Raw genomic sequence first — 4,639 nt, forward strand, 5'->3', positions numbered from 1 at the left:
ACTCATCATAAACCTTCCTTGCATTCGGTTGTGTTGTCGTGCAACTGTTCGGTTGTGGTGATGGTTGGTTATCTGCTCGTTTAGCTAAGACACGGATGTTAAAAAATCCCAGGGCGTGTACAGAGGCAGATAACCTGTTTGGCTGCTATGGTACATCGGTTTCAACATACAAGGGTGGGTGTAACTCCACCGTTTTTTGGTAAGTCTTTGATTGCCGGAGCGGGGGCTGCCGACCCCCATAAAAACGCCGAAATGCCGAGCACCGTGCAGGCAGGCTGCCCGCGCTCCGCTTGTACGGTTACGCCCGCTGCGGCAGGCTGACCGTATCTACGGTCGATGCGGTTGAAAGGCCGTCTGAAAACGTATTTTCAGACGGCCTTTTGTGTTTCTGCGTTATCCGGACGGCTACGCGGCTTCTGTGTCGAACCCGCTGTGGCGTAACAGCGCATCGATTTTCGGTTCCCTACCGCGGAAGGCTTTGAAGGATTCCATCGCGCTGCGCGAACCGCCGACGGCAAGGATTTCGTTCCAGAACCGTTGTCCCGTGGCGGAAACGTCGCTGCTTTCTTCAAATGCAGCATAGGCATCGGCGCTCAACACTTCCGCCCAAGCATAGCTGTAATAGCCTGCGGAGTAGCCGCCGGCGAAAATGTGGCCGAAGCTGTTGGCGAAGCGGTTGTAGGCAGGCGGGCGGATAACGGCCACTTCTTCACGCACGGCATCGAGCACCTGCGGCCAGTTTTTCAGACGGCCTTGGTCGGTTTCGCTGTAAACCTGCATGTCGAATAGCGCGAATTCCATCTGTCGCACGAGAAACAGGCCGCGCTGGAAGTTTTTCGCCGCCAGCATTTTGTCGAACAGTTCGCGCGGCAGCGGTGCGCCGTCGCTTTCGTGGGCCGACATGCCGGCCAATACGTCGTATTCCCAGCAGAAGTTTTCCATAAACTGGCTGGGCAGTTCCACCGCATCCCATTCCACGCCGTTGATGCCGGATACGCCCAATTCGTCCACACGGGTGAGCAGGTGGTGCAGGCCGTGGCCGGTTTCGTGGAAGAGGGTGGTGATTTCGTCGTGCGTCAGGCGCGATTCCTTACCGCCGACGGGCGGAGTGAAATTGCACACCAGATAGGCAACCGGTGTCTGCACGAGGCCGTCTGAAAATTTGCGGCGGCCGCGGTAATCGTTCATCCAAGCCCCGCCGCGTTTGCCTTCGCGGGCGTACAGATCCATATACACGCCGCCGAACACTTCGCCGTTTTTCAGCAGCTCGAAATAGCGCACGTCTTTGTGCCACACCGGTACGGATTTTTCGCGCAAATCCACACCGTAGAGCCGTTTGATTTGGCCGAAAAGCCCCGCCAATACTTTGCCGACGGGGAAGTATTTTTTCACTTCGGTTTCGGAAAACGCATATTTCGCTTCGCGCAGCTTTTCGCCCGCATAGGTCAAATCCCAGGGCTGCGGGTCGGCGATGCCGAGCTGTTCCGCCGCAAACGTTTTCACTTCGGCCAAGTCTTTTTCGGCAAACGGTTTGGCGCGGCGGGCCAAGTCGCGCAGGAAGGCGAGCACCTGTTCGGGCGTTTCCGCCATTTTGGTGTAGAGCGACAGTTCGGCGTAGTTTTTGAAGCCCAAAAGTTCAGATTCCTGCAGGGCCACTTCCAGCGTGCGGTCAATCAGCGGCGTGTTGTCGAATTTGCCGCCGTCGGCCAATTCGCTGGCGCGGGTAACGTAGGCGCGGTAAAGCTGCTCGCGCAGCGCGCGGTTGCCGGCATACTGCATCACTGCCAGATAATGCGGCATCTGCAAGCCGATTTTGTAGCCCGTTTTGCCTTCGGCTTCGGCTGCCGCGGCAAACATCGCCAGTGCGTCTTCGGTCAGGCCGCCCAGTTCCGCGTCGTTCTCGAAATAGAGCGCGAACGCGTCGGTCGCGTCGAGTACGTTTTGCGAAAACTGCGCGCCCAGTTGCGCCCCTTCGGTTTGCAGTGCGGCGAACTCGGCCTGTTTTTCGGGTGGCAGTTCCGCACCGCTCAAGACGAAACCGCGCAAATCGTGTTCCAGCTTGGTTTTCTGCGCTTGGGTCAGCGTGTCGAACTCGGGCGAATTTTTGATGGCTTTGAAACGCGCATACAGTTCGATGTCCTGCCCGATTTCGGTGAAAAACACGGTAACTTCGGGCATCAGCCCGTTGTACACCGCACGCAGTTCGGGCGTATCGACCACCGAGTTCAGGTGTGCGACCACGCCCCAGATGTGGCCGACGCGTTCGGTAATGTCGGTCAGGCGCTCGACCGTGTTCGCCCAACCGGTTTCGGGCTGCGCCTTGACCGCCGCTATCTGTTCCCGTGCTTCGGCCATTGCCGCCTCCATCGCGGGGCGGATGTCTTCGGTTCGGATTTCGTCGTAACGCGGCTCGTCGGCCAGATTCAGTAATACGTTGCTGCTCATGGGTTTCCTTGCGGGTTGGATGGTTTGAAAACGATACAGGCTATATAGTGGCACAAGTTGCGGGTTTAAAGCAAAAGGCCGTCTGAAAATGTTCAGACGGCCTTTTGCTTCCGACGGGCTTTGAACCTTGCCTTTTCAGACGGCCTTTACGCCGGCGGCAGGCCGTGTTCTTTCAACAGCTGGTATTGGACTCTGATGAATTCGTCCAATACCAGCTGTTGGAACTCCAGCCGTTTGTTGACCGGCGAGGCGAAGCGCACGACGATGTTGTACACCTTGTCGTCGAACGGTACGCGGGTGATGCGGGGTTGGGCGGCGGGGGTGATGAACATTTTTTCCGCCTGAAGCATGGCCAGATGCCGTTCGATGCGGTGGATGTAGGGGCGGCACAGCGGCACGAGTATTTCTTCCAAACGCGGGACAATTGCGTCGGAATCCAGATGGATGGGAACGGGAATGTCGAACGTGTGCACCACGAAATCGCCCAAAACATTGTCGCGCTGAACGGCGTTGGACAGCAGCAGGCTGTTGGGGAACGACACCGTTTTGCCGCTCAATTGGCCGATAAGCGCGTTGGGGCCGATCTGCATCATCAATGTATTCAAAAGGTTGATGTCGACTACGCGGCCGCGCAGGTTGCCGACCTGGATGTAGTCGCCCACCGAATACTGGTTGGTGCTGGCCCTGAGTACGCTGCCCGACAGGCACATAATCAGCTCTTTGGTGGCCAGCACGATGGCGGCGGCCACGGCCAGCATCGACAGTGCCAGCGTGCGGATTTGGGACTCCCACACCAATACCAGTCCGAACAATGCCAGCACCAGCGTGATATTGCGGCTGACCACATACCAGCGCCGTTTGACTTCCAATTCCATGTCGGGATGGCGGCGGAAATTCGTTTGCAGGAAAACGGCGCGCAGCACCAGCAGCGCGAGTACCATTAAAAACGATTCGATGATTTCGGCCTTGACCGGGCCGTGATAGATGAAGTCGGAAATACTGTTCCACATGGTTTTCCCTCTGTTGCGGATAAGGCCGTCTGAAAAGGCCGCCGCACCGCTGTTTTTATGTGCGTGCAGGTGTGGCGGCATGTCGCATTGCTGTGCCGGAATTGTATCAAAAGTTATCCCGGAAAGGGTTTGCGGTACAATCGCACCCATCTTTTTCAGACGGCCTTTACGCCATGACCCCGCGCAAAATCATCCACATCGATATGGACGCGTTCTATGCTTCGGTAGAACTGCGCGAACAGCCGCATCTGCGCGGACTGCCGGTGGTGGTGGCATGGGACGGGCCGCGTTCGGTCATTTGCGCCGCATCCTACGAAGCACGCAGGTTCGGGCTGCGTTCCGCAATGCCCGTGGCCTCGGCCAAGCGGCTGTGTCCGCAGGCCGTGTATATCCCGCCGCATTTCGATTTGTACCGCGACGTTTCCGCCCGGATACACGGCGTTTTCCGCCGCTACACCGATTTAATCGAACCGCTCTCGCTCGACGAAGCCTATCTCGACGTTACCCGCAACCTGCAGAACATCCCCTATGCCGGCGAAACCGCCAAACGGATACGCGCGGAAATTCTCGCCGAAACGGGGCTGACCGCATCGGCGGGCATCGCACCGAACAAATTTCTGGCCAAAATCGCTTCCGACTGGCGCAAGCCCGACGGACAATTCGTACTGCCGCCCGAAAAAGTGGCGGCATTCCTCGAAACCCTGCCCTTGGGCAAAATCCCCGGCGTGGGCAAAGTTACCCTGCAGAAAATGCGCGCGCTGGGTGTAGAAACCGCAGGCGGCCTGCGCCGTTTCGAACGCGGCGAACTGGTCAACCTGTTCGGCCGCTACGGCTACCGCCTGTACGATTTGGCGCGCGGCGAAGACAACCGCCCCGTCAAACCCGACCGCGAACGTTTGCAGATTTCCACCGAAATCACCCTGCCCGAAGACGTGCCGCTGGCACAGGCCGCCGACCACCTGCCGCATCTGGCCGAAGACCTGTGGCGGCAGATGCAGCGTAAAAACGTGCAGGCGCGCGGGGTAACGCTCAAACTGAAAACCTTCGATTTCCGCATCATCACCCGTTCGCTGACTTATTCTTCCGCACTGCCCGACCCCGCCGCACTCGCACAGGCAGGCGCGGAACTCGTGCGCCGCGTTCCGCCGCCGCGCGTTGACGCGTTCCGCCTGATCGGCATCGGC

General features: G+C 58.4%; 3 protein-coding genes. 1 reads left to right on the forward strand and 2 read right to left on the reverse strand.

Going from position 1 to position 4,639, the window contains the following annotated elements:
- Positions 1 to 405 precede the first annotated feature (405 nt).
- Both ACEYDX_RS09295 and ACEYDX_RS09300 read right to left on the reverse strand, forming a co-directional pair.
- On the reverse strand, positions 406 to 2,445 hold the full coding sequence (locus ACEYDX_RS09295) for a M3 family metallopeptidase (protein ID WP_373741743.1): 2,040 nt from the start codon (positions 2,443 to 2,445) through the stop codon (positions 406 to 408).
- 146 nt (positions 2,446 to 2,591) lie between these two features.
- Positions 2,592 to 3,455, reverse strand: coding sequence for a mechanosensitive ion channel domain-containing protein (locus ACEYDX_RS09300; protein WP_373741745.1), 864 nt, complete (start codon positions 3,453 to 3,455; stop codon positions 2,592 to 2,594).
- A gap of 173 nt (positions 3,456 to 3,628) precedes the next feature.
- Between ACEYDX_RS09300 and dinB the strand changes: the two genes are divergently transcribed.
- Positions 3,629 to 4,639, forward strand: a 1,011-nt coding sequence (gene dinB / locus ACEYDX_RS09305) for a DNA polymerase IV (RefSeq protein ID WP_373741744.1), incomplete at its 3' end; no start/stop codon positions are given.

It is taken from the genome of Neisseria sp., assembly GCF_041804105.1.
Classification (GTDB): domain Bacteria; phylum Pseudomonadota; class Gammaproteobacteria; order Burkholderiales; family Neisseriaceae; genus Neisseria.